The organism is Cryobacterium sp. AP23 (assembly GCF_054075385.1).
Map to the genome: position 1 here is coordinate 1,915,997 of NZ_CM133415.1, position 16,298 is coordinate 1,932,294.

17 protein-coding genes are annotated in these 16,298 nt (G+C 61.2%); 1 reads left to right on the forward strand and 16 read right to left on the reverse strand.

From position 1 onward, the window contains the following. Window positions 1-10: 10 nt before the first annotated feature. The 5 genes from tuf to ACU5E9_RS09180 form a co-directional block, all read right to left on the reverse strand. The gene (tuf, locus tag ACU5E9_RS09160) at window positions 11-1,204 is read right to left on the reverse strand and encodes an elongation factor Tu (RefSeq protein WP_088457194.1); all 1,194 of its coding nucleotides are present in this window, start codon (window positions 1,202-1,204) and stop codon (window positions 11-13) included. 126 nt (window positions 1,205-1,330) lie between these two features. Then, window positions 1,331-3,445 carry an elongation factor G gene (gene fusA / locus ACU5E9_RS09165; protein WP_456813282.1) on the reverse strand — a complete coding sequence of 705 codons (2,115 nt, stop codon included), beginning with the start codon at window positions 3,443-3,445 and terminating at the stop codon, window positions 1,331-1,333. Between the two features lie 102 nt (window positions 3,446-3,547). Beyond that, window positions 3,548-4,018: a 30S ribosomal protein S7 gene (rpsG, locus tag ACU5E9_RS09170; protein WP_066597688.1), complete on the reverse strand. Its 471-nt coding sequence runs from the start codon at window positions 4,016-4,018 to the stop codon at window positions 3,548-3,550. After that, window positions 4,018-4,392 (reverse strand): 30S ribosomal protein S12, encoded by a 375-nt coding sequence (gene rpsL / locus ACU5E9_RS09175; RefSeq protein ID WP_055811472.1) that lies wholly within the window; start codon window positions 4,390-4,392, stop codon window positions 4,018-4,020. The genes rpsG and rpsL overlap by 1 nt, the downstream gene beginning before the upstream one ends. A gap of 345 nt (window positions 4,393-4,737) precedes the next feature. After that, on the reverse strand, window positions 4,738-5,379 hold the full coding sequence (locus tag ACU5E9_RS09180) for a spermidine/putrescine ABC transporter substrate-binding protein (RefSeq protein ID WP_456813283.1): 642 nt from the start codon (window positions 5,377-5,379) through the stop codon (window positions 4,738-4,740). A gap of 99 nt (window positions 5,380-5,478) precedes the next feature. Here ACU5E9_RS09180 and ACU5E9_RS09185 point away from each other — a divergent pair, with 99 nt between their 5' ends. Beyond that, the gene (locus ACU5E9_RS09185) at window positions 5,479-6,087 is read left to right on the forward strand and encodes a hypothetical protein (protein WP_456813284.1); all 609 of its coding nucleotides are present in this window, start codon (window positions 5,479-5,481) and stop codon (window positions 6,085-6,087) included. A gap of 74 nt (window positions 6,088-6,161) precedes the next feature. Here ACU5E9_RS09185 and ACU5E9_RS09190 read toward each other — a convergent pair whose 3' ends face one another. From ACU5E9_RS09190 to ACU5E9_RS09240, 11 genes are all read right to left on the reverse strand, one after another. Beyond that, entirely contained in the window at window positions 6,162-6,803 is a 642-nt protein-coding gene (locus ACU5E9_RS09190) for a YitT family protein (protein WP_456813285.1), read from the reverse strand. Between the two features lie 108 nt (window positions 6,804-6,911). Further along, entirely contained in the window at window positions 6,912-7,400 is a 489-nt protein-coding gene (locus ACU5E9_RS09195; RefSeq protein WP_456813286.1) for a DUF6121 family protein, read from the reverse strand. A gap of 25 nt (window positions 7,401-7,425) precedes the next feature. Continuing rightward, entirely contained in the window at window positions 7,426-8,502 is a 1,077-nt protein-coding gene (locus ACU5E9_RS09200; RefSeq protein ID WP_456813287.1) for a hypothetical protein, read from the reverse strand. A 112-nt stretch (window positions 8,503-8,614) separates the two neighbouring features. Further along, window positions 8,615-9,319 carry a hypothetical protein gene (locus ACU5E9_RS09205; RefSeq protein WP_456813288.1) on the reverse strand — a complete coding sequence of 235 codons (705 nt, stop codon included), beginning with the start codon at window positions 9,317-9,319 and terminating at the stop codon, window positions 8,615-8,617. A gap of 2 nt (window positions 9,320-9,321) precedes the next feature. Then, window positions 9,322-9,984, reverse strand: coding sequence for a hypothetical protein (locus tag ACU5E9_RS09210; protein WP_456813289.1), 663 nt, complete (start codon window positions 9,982-9,984; stop codon window positions 9,322-9,324). Next, complete coding sequence (gene pilM, locus ACU5E9_RS09215; protein WP_456813290.1) at window positions 9,981-11,033, reverse strand: type IV pilus assembly protein PilM; 1,053 nt, start codon at window positions 11,031-11,033, stop codon at window positions 9,981-9,983. The genes ACU5E9_RS09210 and pilM overlap by 4 nt, the downstream gene beginning before the upstream one ends. A 36-nt stretch (window positions 11,034-11,069) precedes the next feature. After that, window positions 11,070-11,921, reverse strand: a complete 852-nt coding sequence (locus ACU5E9_RS09220; RefSeq protein WP_456813291.1) for a prepilin peptidase — start codon at window positions 11,919-11,921, stop codon at window positions 11,070-11,072. After that, window positions 11,918-13,678 (reverse strand): hypothetical protein, encoded by a 1,761-nt coding sequence (locus ACU5E9_RS09225; protein WP_456813292.1) that lies wholly within the window; start codon window positions 13,676-13,678, stop codon window positions 11,918-11,920. The genes ACU5E9_RS09220 and ACU5E9_RS09225 overlap by 4 nt, the downstream gene beginning before the upstream one ends. Continuing rightward, complete coding sequence (locus ACU5E9_RS09230; RefSeq protein WP_456813293.1) at window positions 13,675-14,361, reverse strand: PulJ/GspJ family protein; 687 nt, start codon at window positions 14,359-14,361, stop codon at window positions 13,675-13,677. Before ACU5E9_RS09230 ends, ACU5E9_RS09225 begins: the two co-directional genes overlap by 4 nt. Next, a complete protein-coding gene (locus ACU5E9_RS09235) occupies window positions 14,358-15,737 on the reverse strand; it encodes a type IV pilus modification PilV family protein (protein ID WP_456813294.1) in 1,380 nt (459 codons plus the stop codon). The genes ACU5E9_RS09230 and ACU5E9_RS09235 overlap by 4 nt, the downstream gene beginning before the upstream one ends. A 96-nt stretch (window positions 15,738-15,833) precedes the next feature. Beyond that, complete coding sequence (locus tag ACU5E9_RS09240) at window positions 15,834-16,256, reverse strand: type II secretion system protein (protein ID WP_456813295.1); 423 nt, start codon at window positions 16,254-16,256, stop codon at window positions 15,834-15,836. Window positions 16,257-16,298 lie beyond the last annotated feature (42 nt).

Genomic DNA, 16,298 nt, shown 5'->3' on the forward strand with positions numbered 1-16,298 from the left:
GGTGCTGGTGTTACTTGAGAACCTTGATGACGGTTCCGGCGCCGACGGTGCGGCCACCTTCACGAATAGCGAAGCCGAGGCCCTCTTCCATGGCGATCGGCTGGATCAGCGCGACAGTCATTTCCACGGTGTCGCCAGGCATGACCATCTCGGTGCCCTCGGGCAGCGTGATGACGCCGGTGACGTCGGTGGTGCGGAAGTAGAACTGCGGGCGGTAGTTCGCGTAGAACGGGTTGTGACGCCCACCCTCATCCTTTGACAGGATGTACGCGGTGCCCTCGAAGTCGGTGTGCGGCGTAACCGAACCCGGCTTGACGACAACCTGGCCGCGCTCAACGTCTTCGCGCTTGGTGCCACGAAGAAGAAGACCACAGTTCTCGCCGGCCCATGCCTCGTCGAGCTGCTTGTGGAACATCTCGATACCAGTGACCGTGGTCTTGATGGTCGGGCGGATGCCGACAACCTCGACCTCGGAGTTGATCTTGAGGGTTCCACGCTCGGCGCGGCCGGTGACGACGGTTCCACGACCGGTGATCGTGAAGACGTCCTCGATCGGCATCAGGAAGGGCTTGTCCTTGTCGCGGACGGGCTCCGGGAAGTAGTCATCCACTGCCTGCATGAGCTCGAGGATCTTTGCAACCCACTTGGGGTCACCCTCGAGCGCCTTGAGGGCGGAAACCTGAACGACGGGGGCGTTGTCGCCATCGAAGCCCTGGCTGGAGAGCAGTTCGCGAACCTCGAGCTCAACGAGCTCAAGGATCTCTTCGTCGTCGACCGCGTCGGACTTGTTCAGCGCGACGAGCAGGGACGGCACGCCGACCTGCTTCGCGAGCAGAACGTGCTCACGGGTCTGAGCCATCGGGCCGTCAGTAGCGGCAACCACGAGGATCGCGCCGTCCATCTGAGCAGCACCGGTGATCATGTTCTTGATGTAGTCAGCGTGGCCGGGAGCGTCAACGTGTGCGTAGTGACGCTTCTCGGTCTCGTACTCAACATGCGAGATGTTGATCGTGATGCCGCGCTGGCGCTCTTCGGGAGCGGAGTCGATCGACGCGAAGTCGCGCTGAACGTTGGTCTTGGAAGGGAACGTGTCGGCAAGGACCTTCGAGATCGCTGCCGTCAGCGTGGTCTTTCCGTGGTCAACGTGACCGATCGTTCCGATGTTTACGTGCGGCTTGGTCCGCTCGAACTTGGCCTTGGCCACTGTGGGTCCTCCTCAGGACTCTCGGCTCCACCGGACGTTGGTTTACGCCCGGTGGAACTGCTGGATTTGTGTACTTATGTTACTCGGGCCAGGAGGCCTAAGCGATTCGGCCCGAAGGCCGGTGGGTTATTCGCCCTTGTTCTTCTGGATGATCTCGTCGGCAACAGCCTTCGGGACCTCCTGGTAGCTCTCGAAGGTCATCGAGTACACCGCGCGGCCAGAGGTCTTGGACCTCAGGTCGCCGATGTAACCGAACATCTCCGACAGCGGAACGTGTGCGCGAATAACCTTCACGCCCTGTGCGTCCTCCATGGTCTGGATCTGGCCACGACGAGAGTTGAGGTCACCGATGACGTCACCCATGTATTCCTCAGGGGTGCGCACCTCGACGGCCATCAACGGCTCGAGAAGAACGGGGTTCGCCTTACGAACGGCTTCCTTGAAGCCCATCGAACCGGCAATCTTGAACGCCATCTCCGAGGAGTCGACGTCGTGAGCGGCACCGTCAAGCAGAAGTGCCCTGACGCCGACCATCGGGTAGCCGGCGAGCACACCCACGTTGAGGGCATCCTGGATTCCGGCGTCAACCGAAGGGATGTACTCACGCGGGATGCGGCCACCGGTGACCTTGTTCACGAACTCGTACGACTGGTCCGCAGTGATTTCAAGCGGCTCGATCGCGAACTGAATCTTCGCGAACTGGCCGGATCCACCGGTCTGCTTCTTGTGCGTGTAGTCGTGACGCTCGACGGCCTTCTTGATCGTCTCGCGGTACGCAACCTGGGGCTTGCCGACGTTTGCCTCAACGTTGAATTCACGCTTCATGCGGTCGACGAGGATGTCCAGGTGAAGCTCGCCCATTCCCTTGATGACCGTCTGACCAGTTTCCTGGTTCTGCTCGGTCCGGAAAGTGGGGTCTTCTTCGGCCAGCTTCTGGATCGCGAGACCCAGCTTTTCCTGGTCCTGCTTGGTCTTCGGCTCGATGGCAACTTCGATAACCGGGTCGGGGAACGTCATCGACTCGAGTACGACCTGCTGGGCAGGGTCACACAGCGTGTCGCCGGTGGTCGTGTCCTTGAGGCCGATGACCGCGTAGATGTGACCGGCGGTGACGAAACCGACAGGGTTTTCCTTGTTGGCGTGCATCTGGAAGATCTTCCCGATGCGCTCCTTCTTACCCTTGGTGGAGTTGATGATCTGGGCACCGGACTCGATGCGGCCCGAGTACACACGCACGTAGGTCAGACGACCGAAGAACGGGTGCACCGCAACCTTGAACGCCAGGGCCGCGAACGGCTCGTCGGCGTTCGGGTGCAGCATGACGACCTTTTCCTCGTCGCGAGCGTCGTGCGCCTCAATGGCGGGAACGTCGAGCGGCGTGGGCAGGTAGTCGACAACGGCATCCAGCATCGGCTGCACACCACGGTTCTTGAACGCGGAACCGCAGAGGACCGGGTAGATCTCGCTGGCGACCGTGAGCTTGCGGATCGCGTGCTTGATCTCGGAGACGGTGAGCTCTTCGCCGGAGAAGTACTTCTCCATGAGGTCATCGTCGGTCTCGGCGACGGTCTCGAGGAGCAGCTTGCGGTATTCCGCAGCCTTCTCAACGAGGTCTTCGGGGATCTCTTCGATGGCGTACTTGGAGCCCATCTCGACGTCACCCTTGGAGTCGCCACGCCAGGTCAGCGCGCGCATCTCGACGAGGTCAACGACCCCTTCGAAGTTCGACTCTTCACCGATCGGCAGCTGGATGACCAGCGGCTTGGCGCCGAGGCGCTTGATGATGGTGTCGACGGTGTAGTAGAAGTCGGCGCCGAGCTTGTCCATCTTGTTGACGAAGCAGATGCGGGGCACGTCGTACTTGTCGGCCTGGCGCCAGACGGTCTCGGACTGGGGCTCAACGCCCTCCTTGCCGTCGAACACGGCGACGGCGCCGTCGAGGACACGGAGCGAACGCTCCACCTCGACGGTGAAGTCAACGTGACCGGGGGTGTCGATGATGTTGATCTGGTTACCGGCCCAGAAGCACGTGGTGGCAGCGGACGTGATGGTGATGCCACGTTCCTGCTCCTGTGCCATCCAGTCCATCGTCGAGGCGCCATCGTGCGTCTCGCCGATCTTGTGGTTCACACCCGTGTAGAACAGGATGCGCTCAGTCGTCGTTGTCTTGCCGGCATCAATGTGGGCCATGATGCCGATGTTGCGGACCTTGCTCAGGTCGGTGAGCACGTCAAGTGCCACGGGTGTCCTCCGGAAGTGTTGTAAAAGATGAGGTTGAACAGGCTGCCGCCGGTCGAGCTTGTCGGGACCAGAGTCTCGAGAAGCTCGACCAACGGCGGGCGACTACCAGCGGTAGTGAGCGAAAGCCTTGTTCGCTTCAGCCATCTTGTGAGTGTCCTCACGACGCTTCACTGCGGCACCGAGGCCGTTGGACGCGTCGAGGATCTCGTTGGTGAGACGCTCGGTCATGGTCTTCTCGCGACGCGCCTTGGCGTAGCTGGTCAACCAACGCAGCGCGAGAGTGTTCGCACGGTGCGGCTTGACTTCGACGGGCACCTGGTAGGTGGAACCACCGACGCGGCGCGAACGCACCTCGAGGGTCGGGCGCACGTTGTCGAGTGCCTTCTTCAGCGTGACAACAGCATCCGCACCGTTCTTGGCAACGACGCCTTCGAGTGCATCGTAAACAATGCGCTCGGCGAGGCCCTTTTTGCCGTCGAGGAGGATCTTGTTGACCAGCTGGCTAACAATGGGGGCGCCGTATACCGGGTCAGCGATAACGGGACGCTTGGGCGCTGGGCCTTTACGAGGCATTACTTCTTCTCCATCTTGGCGCCGTAGCGGCTACGAGCCTGCTTGCGGTTCTTGACTGCCTGGGTGTCCAGGGCGCCACGAACGATCTTGTAACGAACACCCGGGAGGTCCTTAACACGACCGCCGCGAACGAGCACCATCGAGTGCTCCTGCAGGTTGTGGCCTTCACCGGGGATGTAGGCGGTGACCTCGGTACCGTTGGACAGCTTGACGCGAGCAACCTTGCGGAGAGCCGAGTTCGGCTTCTTCGGGGTGGTCGTGTACACGCGCGTGCAAACGCCGCGCTGCTGGGGGTTGGACTTCAGGGCGGGAGCCTTGGTCTTGGTGACCTTGGGGCTGCGTCCCTTTCGCACCAACTGCTGAATGGTGGGCACTAATAACTCCTTGTTTTTGCTGCACGGTGACAGCTGACTGATGTCAAAGCATTCGAATCGCACTTCTCAGTGCTCATCGAGTTCATCTGGACCCGCCGGAAATCACGGAGTTTCTTCCGGTCGTTCTGGTGGGTATGCCGTGGGGGCCGCTCGGAGAGCAAACCCTGCTTGCGTGGAGTGTCGGGGCGACTGAAGTGCAACCCGATGTTGGAACAACGAAGCGGCATAACTGAAGCGCACGACAAAGCGCACACCGGATAATTCTAAGCCCCGCCACCGGTGCGGGTCAAGCGGGCCCAATCTGCCCGATCGCCGGTCGAGCTTGTCGAGACCCCGCGAGCCAACCTACCGACCGTGTGGGTCCAAGGTGCTGCCCAGGTCGGCCAGCAACGCCTGCACCTGCGGTTCCACAAAGGTGGCAACGGCGTGCTGCAGTTTCGGCTTGTGCTCGGCCAGCGCCGCGCACACCCGCCGCCCCACCAGCGCGGCGTAGTCATCGGCGAGCCGCATTTCCACTCGCAGCGATGCCTTCTCCTCGATGGACAGCGGCGGCGGGTCGAGTTCCGGGTCGTCGGCGCTGAGCGGCTTCGCGAACTCCTCGAAAGTGAATAAGTACGGGGAGTCGGGTTCGGCCGGCGGATCGATGTCAACGCCGTCGAACTCCGGGCCGAGGCCCTCCAGCGGGTGGTACGCCTGCGCCGCCCGGCGCAGTTCGATCAACCCGAGCTCGCGGTTGAGCAGCGGCAGGTTCTGCGCCGTGTAGGTCTCCACCTCATCCTCGATGAGCGTCTTCACGCGCATGGAGAGCGGATGTTGTACCGCGTGCGGCACATCCGTGTCGAGGCCGGCCGCCCGGAGCACCGGGGAGCCGAAGCACTGCTGGCAGAGTCTGGAGCGTGCCCGGTGCGTGCCGGGCCGCCACCGCGGAACCCAACGCAACCAGGCCTCGACCTCGCGGCCGACCCGCGACTCGATGGATGCATCCATGACTGTCAAGTTTAGTCGGCGGAAGGCCCCACGTCACCGGGCAATTCGTCATTCCTCGGCGGTCCTGCGCTTTCGGTGGGACGGTGCCATGATGCGCGCATGACGAGCCCGATGGACGACGAGTGGGTGGCGGTGGGGAACTCGAGCTGGTGGGCATCGTTCGCCGCCGGTCCGCTCTGGTTCACACTGGTGCCGGTGTGCGCGCCGTACCTGGCCCTGTTATTCCTGCCCGACCTTCCGTTGGCCCCGAAGGCCGGGATCATGGTCACCGCAGTCCTGCTGGTGTGGGCGGTCACGCTGGTCATCGCTCGGGCCGTCTACCCCGTCGCCCGCCTCAACGCGGCCACGTCCACCATCCGGGTCGGGCGTAAACAGGTGCCGTATGCGGGCATCACGTCGGCCCAGCTGCTGGTGGTCAACCCACGGGGCCGACGCGCCTTGCACCTGCTGTTGCGCGACGACTACGGCGTGCGGGTGGTCGTGCTGGTGCGGGATGCAAAGCTGGGCACCCTGGCGCCCCGCGACGCTGCACTTGTCCAGCACCTGGTGCGGGAGTCGAACATCGCCATGCCGACCACGCACGACGATCCCATGGGACGCTTTGCCCGCTACAACTTTCCGACCAACGTCACCCTTGCGGAGGGGCTGGAGCTCCTGGAGCATCCGCCCGCGTTCGCCGATGCGATCCCGATTCCTCCGCCGGTCTGAGACCTGCCTGCAGTCGGCGACCACCCGTTGGTCGAGCTTGTCGAGACCCAGCGAGCCGACCTAATGGCCCCAGGTCAGCCGAAGTAGCGGTCGGGCCGGTGATTCATGGCGATGATCATGTTGAGGATGACCGCGCCCACCACCGAGAGCAGCACCATCGGCACCGGCAGGGTCGTGAACGCCGCGAGGACGATGAGCACGTCGACCACGAGCTGCACGTAGCCGGCGCGCCAGCCCCGGCTCTGCTGCAGGTACAGCGCCAAGATGTTCACGCCACCGAGGCTGGCCTGGTGCCGGAACAACACGATCAGCCCGATGCCGGCCAGAAGGCTGCCCAGCAGGGTGGCGTAGACCGGGTCCATGTGCCGGATCTCCAGCAACAACGGGTGCACCTCAGAGAAGAGGGAGACCATCACCACGGCGACCAGGGTCTTCAGCGTGAACCGCCAGCCCATCCGGCGGATCGCCAGAGCGAAGAACGGCACGTTCACGATCACGAACCAGACGCTGAACGACCACCCGGAGGCGTAGCTGGCCAGCAGGGCGATGCCGGCGGTGCCGCCGGTGGCCACGCCGACCTCCTTGAGCAGGTAGAGACCAAACGAGACCGCAAAGGTGCCGATGAGCAGCGCCACGATGTTCTCGAACCGGGAGTGCGGAACCCGTTGCGGCCGCTCGGACGGGTCGACGATCGGGGCGGGTACGGCACGCGTCACGCGCGCTGCTCCGGTGTGTACATGGCGCAGGTCATTACGCCATCGTACTCAGCGAGATGGTCGCCGCTGGGCGACGGCGGATGCGCGGCCGCCAGTCACGGCGGGGCGTTATTCGCCGCGGCGCTCCCACGGCCAGAGCGGACGACCGTGTTCGCCGTAGTGCGAGGCCAGCAGGATCGAGTAGGCCAGGGTGACGACGAAGGCGAGCACGCCCACCGTGACGGCGAAGGGGCTGGCGATCATCTCGCCGCCGAAGAGTATCCCGGCGACGGCGTCTCCGCTCCCGGCGGCTACGAGCACGGCTCCGGTGAGGACGTAAAGCACGAACGCCCCCGCTCCCGTGGCCAGGGCGAAACCCACCGCCACGCGTTGTTTCTCCGGCGGTGTGTTCACGCCGAGGACCAGGAGCATCACGAGAACGAACAGCACTACGGCGACCGTCATGGTCGGCCCGACGAGCGGGCCGACCGACCGGTCGGCGATCACATCCAGGTTGGTGAACAGGCTCACCATCCCGAGGCCGGCCACGAGCAGTGCGGCGAAGAGAACGGTCGTGAAGACCGCGACGACGGTTGCGTACCGTTGGTAATCACGCATCGTGTGCTCCTCGCACCGTCACTGCCTAGGGGCGCGCGAGCTGCGGTCCTTCGGCGAGCTGGCGCTCGTACTCCTGGCGGGCGGCCACGTTCTTGGCGGTGACGCTGCGACCGCGACGGGCGATCCAGGCACCGAACCAGATCGGCACCTCGCGGGCGACGATCGCCGCCGCGATGGCGCCGGGGTTCAGCCACTGGGTGCTGATGAAGCGGGCGGCCTCGGAGCCGGTCAGCGTCCACGCCTGCACGGCGAGCAGGGCGCCGCCGATGTAGGAGAAGTACACGATGACCGCGACGAGGAAGCCGCCGAGAACGTAGGCCCACCATCCGGCGCGGTTCAGCACCGAAACGAGCAGGGCGAACGCGAGGAAGAAGAAGATCACCGGCAGGTAGAACACCGGAAGCACCAGGAAGTCGGTGAACCGTGACGTGGCGTCACTGAAGTCGGCGGCACCGGCTGCGGAGATGAAGAACGCGACAAGGGCGTAGATTCCGGCGAAAACGGCGGTAGCGATCAGGCCGATGAGGATGCCGGCGGCGCGGTTGCCCAGCGTCTTCGGCGCGGTGGGGGCGGTGACGTAGATCGGCGTCGGCGCGAACTGCTGCGTCGGCTGCTGCTGCTGGACCGTGGGCTGTACGACGGTCTGGCCGGCCGCCGGGGTCGTGGCGACCGCCGTGGGAACGTACTCGGGGGTGTAGTCCTTTTTCTGCGCGACGGCTTCGTCGCGGGCTGTCTCGGCGTGGGTGGGCTCGGCCACGATGGGCGCTGCATGAGCGGCCTCAGCGTGAACGGGCTCGGCGACGGTCGTAATTCGCTCTACCTTTTCGGTAGGCGCGTCCTGGGAGGAAACCGGCTCATAGTCAACGGGCTCGCCGGGAACGTAGGCAGCGGTGTCAGCGTCGGTGGCCGACTCGTGAGCGCCATGCTCCGACGCGGGCACGCTCTCGTCGGCGGTGGGAATCGGCTCAGCAACCGTGGTCGGCTCCGGCGCCGACGTGTCGGCGTAGCTCTGCTCGGCGTCGGTGTGCTCCGTGTCAATGCGCTCGGTGGGCGCATCCGGGTTGTGGTTCTCGTGTCCCTCGGGGGGCGTCGTGTTGGTCATGCTGCACTCCTCGTGAGCCTCGTGGCCATAGCTCTGTGTTGACACAGTATCAATAAGGGGCATGAAGTCCCCGAATGCGGAGAGCGCGCGGCGGCTACCGGCCTGTCGCCGGTCAGCCGGCGTCGGTGGTTTCTGCTGTGGCCGCAGGCACGAGCACATAGACAAGTCCGGTAATGAGCGCCGTAACGTTGTCCGAACTGGCATCCCCCTCCGTATCCGCCTCGGCCGTTGTGGAAATCCCCGAAACGAGCACCAGGCGCTCACCGCTTTGAAGTCCCTTGACGAAGTCGAGGGCGTTTCCATAGGTCCCTGTGACAGCCACCGTCACCGATAGAGAGACGAAGTTGGCTGCAGTGATTTGATCACTCGTCACTGGGGGAACTCCCGCGGTTGGCGCAACAACAACCCCGTCGGGCGCCGGTGTAGCCGTCGATCCGGGCTCCTCCTCAACGGCGGCGGGAGCTTCGACTGGGGTGTAGGCGGTTGCATCGGAAACAGTGATGCCGGTCAGGACAACTTGGCTCCGTCCAGACAGCGCGGTCAATTGATTGACGAACGCGGGCACGTCGGTTGTTGTCGGCACGGAATCGCGGAGCGGCTCCAGATCGGCCTTAAGATCGTCGATTCCTGCGAAGTCCTTCTCGAGTTGGGCCAGCACCGCTGACTGACCCGCGTTGGTCGCGGCGACCGATTGCCTCTGCTCGTTGGCGGTGGCTTTAACAACCAATTGAGGCTGGATCCCGAGGAGAACCCCAACGATCAGCACGACAGCCATCACAAGGACGCACCCGATCGTCCAAAGTTTGTTTTTATCCACAGCTATTTCTCCTCGGTGGCGAAGCGCTGCGCGAAGGCGGCATCGTTAACGTGCATGGTTACTTCGACGGTGTACACCCCTGTGTCGTCGCGACTTACTGAACCGGGAAGAGCATCGGCGAACCCAGGGAGCGTCGCGAGCGAGTCAATCCACGTCGGCACATCGGGTAGAACTGCACTTGTCGCTGTGAAGCCCACGGTTGCAACCCGTGCGCCCTGCAATGGCGCGGTGGGCTGTGCGTATATCGCTAAGGGTGTCGCGGAGTCAACGGCAACCGTTTCGATCGTCACGCTGGCGGGGAGAATGCCTTGGACTCGCTCAAGATATTCTTTCCAATCAATCTCGGTCGACGCGCCGACCTGCTGAGCAGCCTTGATTAGGTCGGCTTCTCGTTGTAGGGACCGAACCTCTCCGAACTTGGCTTGTTCCTTTATGAGTGCAGGAGTCAACGCCTGCTCGCTGGCCAGTTGCGCCTGCGCCTGGACCGCCAGAGCAACCGATGCCCCCGTTCCAACGACCATGACGGCCACAACGCCAATTACACCTAGGCCCAGGTGCCGGCGGACCGCCTTAGCAGCTCGATCTTTCTTGACCTCCGGCGGCAGCAGATCTACCGACGGCTCACCGCCGACTACGAGCATTTCGCTGCCTGCCTGACGACTCATGCCGCACGACCGAGGGCGAGGCCGAGGGCAACCGAGTATGCGGAGCAATTAGCAATCAATTCCTCGGTTTCAAGCCCGCGCGCGAGCGCCACGCTTGAAAGGGGATCACCAACTACAACCGACAATCGGGTCATTTCAGCCAGAGCCTCTGGGAGTCCGCGTAGTTGTGCGCCACCCCCGCTCAATACGATCATGTGCACGGCATCCATGGGGCGTGTGTTGACGAAATAGTTAATTGTATTTCGGAGGCTTGACAACTGTTCTTTTGCGATCCGGTAAACGACCTCGACCGCCACCTTGTCGACCGGCGCAACTGAGCCCGTAGCCAAGCCGAGCCGCCGCTTTAGTTCATTAGCTCTATCGGTTTCCAACTCGAAATCGCGGGCCAGCGCCTGTGTAATGTCGTCACCCCCTGTGGCGATGATTCGGACAAATTGAGGAACACCGTCGGTGGCGATGACGACGCTGGTAGTGCTCCCACCGATGTCGACAAGGGCGACGGTGCCCTCGACCCCCGGGCGCGTAAGAAACAAGCGGCTCAACGCGAAGGGGATCAGATCAACATCAACGGTGGTTAACCCCGCAAGAGCAGTGGTCTTGACGTTGGCCAGGACTGCCGCTTTTAGCGCGGCGATAAGAAGCCCACGTACCATAGGTCCGTTTTCTCCTTCGACCTCCGCGATCGGGTAGAAGTCGAGCACGGCCTCAGCGACGGGAATAGGCAACAGATCCTGCACCTGGAATGGCAGCGATTCCCGAATGCGCGCGAGGGACATCTTCGGCACCGACAACTCGCGAGCGAGCACTCGCTGGTTTCCCATGCCGAGCACGACGTTCTTGCTCCTGAATCCGCCGGCCGTCCACAATTGTTTCAGCGCTGCTGCGACTGCCGGTGTATCTACGACTTCACCTCGACTGACCGCTCCTGCGGCCAGCGGGATCTCTCGGTATCGAAGCAGCGTGGGCTGGCCCTTCTTACTTGGACTGCTAATCTCCACGGCCCGCATTGACACACTGCCGATGTCTATCCCTACGACACTCGTTGCCATGTGCCATCTCCTTCTTCGACGTTCAAAACGGCCAAGCTACTTCACGCCAAGCAGCGTAAGGTAACCGTCCCACACGGAGGCCCCGAATAGGATTCCGACCCACGCACCAGCCAGCATCCATGGCCCGAATGGAATACCGCTCTTTCGGCTGGCCCGCCGCAACAGGATGAGCCCGACTGCGAAAAACCCGCCTAGCAGGAAGGCAGCAAACGCGCCAACGACGAGTTCCGCCCAACCGAGGTAGCCCAGGAAGAGCCCGAGAAGGCCCGCGAGCTTTACGTCTCCGAATCCCATTCCACCAGGGTAAGCAAGTGCCATAACCAGGTAGGCAAGCCACATGGCACCCATTCCGACGGCAGCTCCAACCAGGGCTTCGAAGTTTTGGTCGAGGATGCTGGCACCGCCGAGAAGAATTGCTCCAACAACATAGCTGGGGTAGACGATGGAGTTAGGTAGTCGGTGTGTATCAACATCAATAAGCGCAAGCGCCACGCTCGCTGCTCCTAAATAGAGAAGAGCGATCAAGACGAGAGCTTGGGGAACCGAATCGAGCGGCGCTGCCCACGCTCCGGAAATCTTGCCTGCAAGGTATGACCACGTCACGAGCCCGAAGAACACTGCGGTTCCAAACTCGACCAGCGGATATCGAGTCGAAATGGCCGACCGGCAGTTCCGGCACTTCCCTCTAAGAAGGAGCCAAGAAAGCACGGGAACGTTATCGCGCGCCTTGATAGAAGAATTGCACCGTGGACAAGCGCTTGGAGGGGACGAGATAGATATCCCCGCGGGGACCCGATAGACAACCACGTTCAAGAACGAGCCAATTAACAATCCAAGTACCGCGCTCACTATGGCGAGGGTCAAAGCCAGACTCCCTGCACCACTCATTTAGGGCTTCCGTCAGAATTGAGCGCTGTTCTGCTTTCGACAAGGACGCTGATCCCGTAGGAGGTCGAGACCGGTGATAAGAACTTTGGAGGTGCCGTGTACCGAAGTCGCGGGTCGTAACCATACGCCTTTGAATAGCCTGAGGTTATTGTCGTGACCCCACGGGAAGTGGAGCCCACGCCGACCGGACCGCGGAATTTCTGAGCGATAGATCCGTACACCGTGAGCGGGCCTTTGACCCCGTCGTCGTGATTTTGTACCAGAAAGCTATGACCGACAGAGACTATCGCCGCATCGATCTCTCGTCCTGCAGTCGATGTGTCCAAAAGATCGGCGCTTGAATTGACGGGGTTCCACACCCACACAGCGTTTTGGCCAACCAATCCAAGGAGATCGGCCTGATTATCTACGTAAGTAATATTCCCAACGACATAGACGTAATTGTCCGCTGCAATGGTCGCGGCGCCGTGAAATTGTCCTTTGACGAAGACATCCCCCTTGTCACATCCATACGACGGCGAGCTGGTGGTCGATGATGGGGCTTTCTCGTTGACTGTCGGATAGCCCAGGCCATTGCTTGTGCCGGAGCTACCGGACGCGCTGGAACAAGTGAAACCCGTGGGGTAGGTTCCCATGGCTTTGTAGTTTGGATCCGAGGGGATGCGGGGCACGCTTTGCACGAAGATCAGGTTGTTGACGGGAACGGCAATTGTCTGGCCAGTGGCACCACCCAACGTGCCGTTCGCCGATCCTGGCGTCCCGCAGTAGGCGTTAACTGATCCGCTAGTAGCCGGGTCCCCCGCCACATTCGTTTTCACGGTCCACGGCGAACGAACCGTCATAGTTCCTCCGGCATTGAAAGTGATCGTTGTGGGCCCGGTGTAGAGACACCCTGGGCGAGGCACGCTAGTGGACGTCAGATCGGAACGTGTCTCCTGCTTAAGCAGGAGATTCGTTTGTGGCATTGCAATCACGGGGGAATACTTTGGTTTGCCCAGCGCGAAGGTTGGAGCAGCGCATCCGGACGGGAGCGCGAACCGATCACCGGACGTCGGGTTAAATGACGTAGTGACTTGAGCGTTGAATGTCGATCCGCAGATTTGGATAGTGTCGTTCGAATGGACGGGGCCGTCGATGACGTCCGTGGACGCGAACTGAAGTTCAGTGCAATATGGCCGCGAGGAAACGGCCCAATCGTATTTTGGAGTGCAGTTAGTCGATGAGAGAGCCGGGTCCTGGATCTCGTAGTCAGTGAAATACAGATAGTCGATAAAGCCTTGCTGCTTGAGATCCGCTACCACGGTGCGAGTCGTCTTGCCCACTCTGCCGGTTGACTGCAGGCGAAGCACACCCGTCGTCGCGTACTTTGAGTTGTCCACCTCATATCGGAAAGAAGCTCGGCCGGCGCTACCGTCCACGTTCGCCCAAGTGCCACTAGTGCCTTTACCGAAAGCTGGGTTGCCGGCCGCCGACGTAAACACACTCCCCGTGCTGAATGCTGTGGCTAAGCTCCCATACTGCTGATAGGTGTTGTCGTTAGCTATCTTGCTTTGATACTCCTCGACGCCGGCGTATGCAGCCGCCATCGAAGCAATCCAATCTTGGTCGTGCCGCGCCTTGACCACACCGCTCAAGGAATTTGCGAGCATAGCCGTCACGAGAATCAAAAGCACTGCGCCAATACCGATGACCGCGATAAGAGCGACGCCAGAGTCGGATCCCTGGGCATTCATTCGGGCCCGGAGTGATTGGATCACAGTGTTCTCGCAATCGCCAAATTGGGCAGTCCTACGGTGTTCTGAAGGGTGACAATTGCCGTTGTCGACGTTTTCGTAGCCCCAACGGCAATGGTCACCTGAACTGCCGCCACGGTTCGGAGTACATCGTCAGTGAACCCGCCCGTTGGAACGGGAATGGTTGCGCCCGTCGATGTCAGGTATGTGAATAGGTACGGGTTAGTGCCGGACTTTGGGATCACAGCGCCAGCCAGCACTCTTGTTGTTGGCGTACCGGTGAAAGCCCAATACCCTGCACTAATTACCGTGCCTGCCCATCGCTGTTCAATGAGATTTCTATTGGTATCCAAGCTGAATTGAACTTTCACAGGCAATTGAGACGACGAAGCAAGGTTCACATATGCGTACACCGTCGCTATCTCGTTGCCGGTACCCGACCCAAGAAAGGCCGGAGAATCCACGGCCTGATTGAGCACTGGATTGTCAGTCGCGGCTCGAAGTATTCGAGATACCTCATTCATGCCGTTTGCGGCCGACTTCGTGTTGCCACTAATGGCACTGCTTTCATTTGATGCTCTTTTGGCACCGGCGAAAAGACCCGTGACCATCACCATCACGAGGCCGAGAAGCATCATTGCGACTAGTAGCTCGGTCAGACTGAACCCTTGGTCACTGGAAATCGCGCGTCGAATCCGACTCATCATGGCCCCACCAGCCTGGGGTCCAGAGTGACTACTGTCCCTGAAATAAGGTTCCTAGTTTGGACATTCGTATTAGGCGCTGTGGGGGTTATTACCGTTGTCAAGCTTCCGGCAGCAGTGCCGGTATATAACTTCCAAGATCCGAAAGGAAGAGCGATTGTTGTTGTCGTAGACGTCAATTTTGGGAATTGGTACGTAGCCGGAATTCCGCATCCGGGATCGCCCGATCCCGCGACAGGGGATTGCCTGACCGCAGTCACGAAGTTGTTGACCGTCAGACTCGCAATCTTAATTACGCCCATGGGTAGATCCGCGGAGGCACTCGCCCCTGGAGCTCCAGCGACCGTCGGTTGGGTCCGTCCCACCGCGCCGTCTGCTGCCGGCACGGTCCAGGCCGCGGGATCGACATTGATGCAGCTGGGCAATGCCGCCACCGGGGCGACGTAGGCGCCGACCAGAGTCTTATAACCATCAACGAAAGGGAAGAGGCGCGTCGTGGTCACACCGCCTAGTTGTTTCGTCGTGACGCCGCCCAGCGTGCTGATGAAGGTTGTGTCCAAGTTGGTCGGAAGAGTTGAGCTCCCGCCGGTGTAATTCGAGGCATAGCGAAGATTGAATATAGCGCCATTGTCGAAGTCGAACGGCGCTGATGCGGCACTACCTGCTGCGACACCAAGCATGACGACGGGAGAAACGATCTGCTTAATGTCAACAAAGTCCGACTTTGCGACTTTCACGTCATAGGTGCCGGGAACGACTTTGAGTGCGAATGAACAGCCTTGTTCATCTGTGAGGGCAAGAGTCGGCACGGCAAGCGCGGCCGCTGTATTAGGGACCACGGCGCTTGGAGTGACGGTGACCGTCACACCAGGAATGCCGGCCCCTGACGCAGACTTAATAGACACGATTATTGTCCCAAGGGCTGGGTCGTTGATCCGACTGTTCGGGGCAATGAGAGTATCGACTACTACGGGGGCGGTGGCCGCGCTCTGGCCGTCCCAGGTCACTCGGACGCTTACCCGTTTGTATTGCAAAGAACCGCCGCCGGAACCACAGACCATGGTGGAGTCATCTTCCGACACCCAGCTTGAGGTCCGCGCCACGTGGAACGTTGTGCCGTTGATGACCTTGTCCCAGGCCGGTGCGTTCAGCACACCGAATATGTCGTTGACCGAGCGATCGAGGTCGATTTCTTGCGAGGCCAGGTTGATTGCCACCTCTCGCGATCGAGACTCCTTTGTCATCACCAACGAATTGACAATTCCGAAGGCGACGCCGAGAGCGATAATGGCGAAGATCATCATTGCGACCAACACCTCGACGAGGGATAGTCCAGAGTCGTCCGCGTCCTGGCCACGCGCGGATCGACGAGACTTCACGAAACCCTCCTTATGCGCATGGATGAACGGGTACAACAGGTGTGGTGGGGGGCCAAATGGCCGCCCCACCACATCAAGTCGACTACGAGCGCTTGATTACGGGCAAACGGCGCTCAGCACAGCGCTCGACTCCGTGATCGAGAACTTGGATCCGGTGGTCCCAACGCCGTCGATGCAGAAAGCCGTCGCGCCGGTCGCAGGAGCCACCTTGAACTGGATCGTGGAGGTGTTCGCGCTCTTCGTGTAGCCATAGGAGTTCAGCGCCGTGCTAAGCGTCGTCGGGAAGTTACCCGTGTCGGTCTGGTAGGCGACCGCCGCGATCTTTGCGTTTGTCAGGTCGGACTTGACAGCGCTATCTTTCGCATTGTTCTGGATCCCGAGGTAAACCGGGATGGCGATCGCGGCGAGGATGCCAATGATAATGACCACAACGAGGAGCTCGATAAGGGTAAAGCCCTTTTCGTTTGCGTCTGGGTCGTTACGGCGGCGGTTAAGAGCGGCAAGGCTACGAGAGAGCACGAGGGATCCTTTTCTTTGGGCGTCAATGACCATACGGTCGGG

What these genes read in the sequence shown, in the direction of transcription:
- ACU5E9_RS09200 (WP_456813287.1), bottom strand. Translation starts at nt 8,502, where the DNA reads ATGACCAACACGACGCCCCCCGAGGGACACGAGAACCACAACCCGGAT.
- pilM (WP_456813290.1), bottom strand. Translation starts at nt 11,033, where the DNA reads ATGGCAACGAGTGTCGTAGGGATAGACATCGGCAGTGTGTCAATGCGG.
- ACU5E9_RS09180 (WP_456813283.1), bottom strand. Translation starts at nt 5,379, where the DNA reads ATGGATGCATCCATCGAGTCGCGGGTCGGCCGCGAGGTCGAGGCCTGG.
- ACU5E9_RS09195 (WP_456813286.1), bottom strand. Translation starts at nt 7,400, where the DNA reads ATGCGTGATTACCAACGGTACGCAACCGTCGTCGCGGTCTTCACGACC.
- ACU5E9_RS09185 (WP_456813284.1), top strand. Translation starts at nt 5,479, where the DNA reads ATGACGAGCCCGATGGACGACGAGTGGGTGGCGGTGGGGAACTCGAGC.
- ACU5E9_RS09220 (WP_456813291.1), bottom strand. Translation starts at nt 11,921, where the DNA reads ATGAGTGGTGCAGGGAGTCTGGCTTTGACCCTCGCCATAGTGAGCGCG.
- ACU5E9_RS09230 (WP_456813293.1), bottom strand. Translation starts at nt 14,361, where the DNA reads ATGATGAGTCGGATTCGACGCGCGATTTCCAGTGACCAAGGGTTCAGT.
- rpsG (WP_066597688.1), bottom strand. Translation starts at nt 4,018, where the DNA reads ATGCCTCGTAAAGGCCCAGCGCCCAAGCGTCCCGTTATCGCTGACCCG.
- ACU5E9_RS09210 (WP_456813289.1), bottom strand. Translation starts at nt 9,984, where the DNA reads ATGAGTCGTCAGGCAGGCAGCGAAATGCTCGTAGTCGGCGGTGAGCCG.